This window comes from Leisingera sp. F5 (assembly GCF_001593695.1).
Window position 1 is genome coordinate 1 of the sequence record NZ_LUKH01000145.1, and the last position, 4,854, is coordinate 4,854.

At 64.2% G+C, this 4,854-nt stretch carries 3 protein-coding genes and 1 pseudogene; all 4 read right to left on the bottom strand.

What is annotated here, in order from left to right; genetic code table 11:
* Positions 1-468: sarcosine oxidase subunit gamma (locus A2I95_RS25965; RefSeq protein WP_291734559.1), on the bottom strand; the 468-nt coding region annotated here is incomplete at its 3' end.
* Positions 461-3,252 (bottom strand): annotated as a pseudogene (locus tag A2I95_RS25970) (2Fe-2S iron-sulfur cluster-binding protein). The pseudogene A2I95_RS25970 and the gene A2I95_RS25965, both read right to left, overlap by 8 nt.
* Complete coding sequence (locus A2I95_RS25975; RefSeq protein ID WP_027259702.1) at positions 3,249-3,518, bottom strand: sarcosine oxidase subunit delta; 270 nt, start codon at positions 3,516-3,518, stop codon at positions 3,249-3,251. Before A2I95_RS25975 ends, A2I95_RS25970 begins: the two are co-directional and overlap by 4 nt.
* A 72-nt stretch (positions 3,519-3,590) precedes the next feature.
* On the bottom strand, positions 3,591-4,844 hold the full coding sequence (locus A2I95_RS25980) for a sarcosine oxidase subunit beta family protein (protein ID WP_027259703.1): 1,254 nt from the start codon (positions 4,842-4,844) through the stop codon (positions 3,591-3,593).
* Positions 4,845-4,854: the final 10 nt, after the last annotated feature.

The window sequence follows — 4,854 nt, forward strand, 5'->3', positions numbered from 1 at the left end:
GATCTGAAACGCCTGCGGACCAGTGCGGGTCACCGAGGCCATCATGTGCTTCAGCTCGACCCGCACGGTATGGCCGCGCTTGAACACCTGGTTCCGCAGATCCACCGGCACCAGACGCGCCAGCACGTCCTCGGCGTCTTTGCCGTCCAGCTTCACAACAGCCCAAGCATCGCTCTGATCGGTCAGCGCGGCGTGTTCAGCCAGCGTGGCATCGGGCGCAGGTCCCATCAGCAACGCCATGTCACGCCCGAACCATACCGCCCGGCTGCCGGCCTTGCCGGTCGCACGGTTCGGCGCCGGGAAGGCCATGCCATGCGCCGCTTCCAGCGCTTTGCTCAGCGCCTTCTGCTGCCCCTTGAATGGCGCCACGGCACACATCGCACCAGGGTGCTCCTCGGTCAGGCTCATGCCGCCGATGGTTGCGGGAACCAGCCCTTCACAGGGGCTTTTTGCAATCAGTTCAGCCACGGGCACGGTCTCCTTCGGGGTCAAAGAACACAGGGGAAACAACCTCGCACAGGGTATCAACGCCGCGCATATGGTCGACCAGGCGCACGGTCTCGCCGAGACGGTCCGGGCCTTCCTTGAGGAAAGCAAGGCCGATCGGATGCCCCAGCGTCGGCGAATAGCCCGCCGAGGTCACATAGCCCTGATCATAGATCCGCTCCACCGGATCACCCGGCGTGAACAGATGCGCTCCGGCAGTGATTTCCTTGGCCGCACCCACAGGCTTCAGCCCGACCAGGCGCATCCGGTCTTCGGCCATCAGGCCTTCGCGGGTGGACATGGGTTTGCCCAGGAAGTCCTTCTTCTTGGACATCATCCCCTGCATCCCGAGGTCAAAAGCCGTTACCGTGCCGTTGATCTCGGCATGGGTGATCAGCCCCTTCTCGATCCGCAGCACATTCAGCGCCTCCATGCCATAGGCACCGCCGCCCATGGCCTCGGCCCGTTTCAGCAGCTCACGGAACAGGCTCCCGCCATAGCGCGCAGGCACGGCCACCTCATAAGCATGCTCGCCCGAGAAGGATATCCGGAACAGCCGCCCTTTGACCCCCAGCACAGTCGCCTCGCCGCAGCCCATGAACGGCCAGGTCTCGCCGTTCACGTCCTCCGCCACGAGGCCGTTCAGCAGTTCCTGAGACTTTGGTCCGGCCACGGCAAACTGCGCCCATTGCTCGGTCACCGAGGTGAACCGCACATCCCAATCCGGGTGCAACACCTGGGCGGCAAACTCCATATGCGCCATCACCTGCCCCGCCGCGGCGGTGGTGGTGGTCATCACATAGTGGTTTTCATCCAGCCGCGCGGTGGTGCCATCGTCCATGACAAAACCGTCCTCGCGCAGCATCAGGCCGTAACGGACCTTGCCCACCTTCAGCGTGCTGAAAGTGTTGGTATAGAGATGATCCAGGAGCTTGCCCGCATCCGCGCCTTGGACGTCGATCTTGCCCAGGGTGGAGACATCACAGATGCCCACCGCATTGCGCACCAAAGTGACCTCGCGGTCGCAGGACTGGCGCCAACTGGTCTCCCCCGGCTTCGGGTAATAGGCGGCACGGTACCACAGGCCGACCTCCAGCTGATGGGCGCCGCGCGCCTCGCTCTCGGCGTGCGAGGTCAGGAAGCGCTGCGGCTTGAACCCCTCATCCGTGGCGCCTGCCCCGATGGCACCAATCGCCACCGGCACAAACGGCGGCCGGAAAGTGGTGGTGCCGGTCTCGGGGATCGTCCGCCCCGTCGCATCGGCCAGCACCGCCAATGCCGCAACGTTGGAGTTCTTGCCCTGATCGGTCGCCATCCCTTGGGTGGTGTAGCGCTTCATATGCTCGACCGAGCGGAAGTTCTCGACCGCGGCCTGCTTCACATCCTTGACGGTCACGTCGTTCTGAAAGTCGAGCCAGGCGCGCCCCTTGCCCGGCACCGCCCACAAAGCGGCGATGCGGTAGGGATCATCCTCCGCATCCGGCAGGTCAGCGGCGGCGGCGTTCAGGCCCAGGGCCTCCAGCACCTTGGCCGCGGCATTCGCACCTTCGCGCAATGCACCCGCGGTAGAGAACGTGCCGTTGCAGGCCCCCGCCGTGACCATGCCCGGCACCGCGCCTTCCGCAGGCACAAAGGCCAGCACATCGCGCTTCCACACCGGGCGGCTGTTCAAGTGGCAGGTCAGATGCACCGAAGGGTTCCAGCCGCCGGACATCGCCAGACAGTCGGTCTGGATCTTCTCCTCACCCTTGATCGAGCGCACAGTGATGCTCTCGACACGCTGGCGGCCTGCACTGCCGCAGACCTGCGCGCCCTTGATCACCTGATACGGTCCGCCGTCCGGTGCCTCATGGCGGCTGTCGATCACCGCCGCGATATGCACGCCTGCCTCTGCCAAATCGCGAGCAGTGCGATGCGCCTGGTCGTTGTTGGCAAACAGCGTCACCCGCTCGCCCGGCGCCACACCCCAGCGGTTCAGATAGGCACGCACGGCGCCAGCCATCATGATGCCGGGGCGGTCATTGTTGCGGAACGCCACCGGGTGACAGCAGTACGCGTCATCAGCCGCACATTGTCCATCGCGTCCAGCTCGGCCAGCGCTTCGGCGGCCCAGTCATGGCCCGGCTTGCCGCCGATCTCCTCACGCTCCGCCAGAAGGCGCCCGCCCATGCGGCTGTCTTCCTCGCACAAGATCACATCGGCGCCGGCCCGGCCAGCAGTCAGCGCCGCCATCAGCCCGGCAGGGCCAGAACCGATCACCAGCACATCGCAAAAGGCAAAGGCCTTCTCGTACCGGTCCTGATCCGCCTCGCCCGACAGTGCGCCCAGGCCTGCCGCATTGCGGATCATCGGCTCATACAACTTCTCCCAGAAGGCCGCGGGCCACATGAAAGTCTTGTAATAGAAACCAGCAGTAAAGAACGGCGCTGCCAGATCGTTCACCGCCATCACATCGCGTTCGACCGAGGGCCAGCAGTTCTGGCTGCGCGCCTCCAGCCCCTCGAAAATTTCTTGCTGGGTCGCACGGACGTTCGGATCCTGCTCACCGCCGGTGCCGGTGGTCACCAGCGCGTTTGGCTCCTCGCTGCCCGCCGTCAGCACCCCGCGCGGGCGGTGGTATTTGAACGACCGTCCCATCAGATGCACATCATTGGCCAGCAGCGCCGCGGCCAGCGTATCGCCTTCCAGCCCCATCATATGACGGCCATTGAAAGAGAAGGTGATGGGCTTTGCGCCCTGGTTCAAACCTTTGCCGGGAAGTCTCATGTCTCACCTCCCAGCCCGGCCTCAGAGGCCAGCTGCACGTCCAGGATCTCATGGGTCGCGGTGTCGCGGGTCACCTTCAGCCAGGAATTGCAGCCCATCTCGTGATACCACAGCTCATCCAGTGGCCCCGCCGGATTCTCCCGCAGGTTCACATATTCATGCCAGGCATCCAGATCCGCGCCTTCAGCCGGGCGCACCAGTGCTGCACCCTTATAATAGAATTCACGGCGGTCCCTTTCACCGCAGAGCGGACAGGTGATCCTCATGACCGGCGCTCCTTCATCTTTTCAAAAATACTCCGGGGGTGAGGCCGCAAGGCCGAGGGGGCAGACAGAAAATCAATGCAGGTTATGCTGTGCACCGGTCCCCTCCTCATCCATCAGGCCATGACCGCTGCGGAAGCGGTCCAGCTTCAGTTTCGTGGCCGCCCCGTGCGGGCGGTCCGTGGCAATCAGGTGGGCATAGACATGGCCCGACGCCGGCGTCGCCTTGAAACCGCCGTAACACCAGCCGCAGTTCAGGTAGAGGCCATCAATCGGCGAATGATCGATAATGGGCGAGCCATCCGGGGTCATGTCCATGATACCACCCCAGCTGCGCAAAAGCCGCGCCTTGCTGACGGCCGGCACCATCGCCACAAAGCTTTCCATCGTGTGCTCCACCATCGGCAGGTTTCCCCGCGCCGCGTAGGAGCTGTAAAAATCCAGGTAGCTGCCGAAGACCAATCCGCCCTTGTCCGACTGGCTGATGTACAAATGCCCTTCGGCGAATGTGATCACGTGGTCGACGATGGGTTTCAACCCCTCCGACACAAAGGCCTGCAGCACGTGGCTTTCGATCGGCAGGGTGAGGCCGGCCATCGCCGCCACCTGGCCGGAGCGGCCCGCGGCCGCCAGCGCCACCCTCTTGGCGCGGATCGGGCCGCGCGCGGTCTGCACACCGGTGACTTTGCCGTTTTCAACGTCGATGCCGGTCACTTCGCAGTTCTGGATCAGATCCACCCCGCACATGTCGGCACCGCGGGCATAGCCCCAGGCCACCGCATCATGACGCGCAGTGCCCGCCCGCCGCTGCATCAGCCCGCCCATGATCGGGAAACGGTTGTTGTCGAAGTTCAGGAACGGCGCCAGCTCGCGCACTTGCTCGCGGCTCAGGATCTCAGCATCGTCACCCTGGTTGATGATCGAGTTGCCCCGGCGCACGGCGGCGTCGCGCTGGCCGTCATTGTGGTACAGGTTGAGGATGCCGCGCTGGGACATCATCGCGTTGTAGTTCAGGTCCTGCTCCATCCCCTCCCACAGTTTCAGCGAGTGGGAATAGAATTCCGAGTTGCCCGGCAGGTAGTAGTTGGCGCGCACGATTGTGGTGTTGCGCCCCACGTTGCCGCCGCCGAGATAGCCCTTTTCAAGCACTGCGACATTGGTGATGCCGTGTTCTTTGGCCAGGTAGTAGGCGGTAGCCAAACCGTGGCCGCCGCCGCCGATGATCACCACGTCATATTCGGACTTGGGCTCGGGGTCGCGCCAGTGCGGCGTCCAGCCCTTGTTTCCGGTGAGCCCCTCTTTGAGCACACGCCATCCCGAAAACCGCATGTCGTCCCTC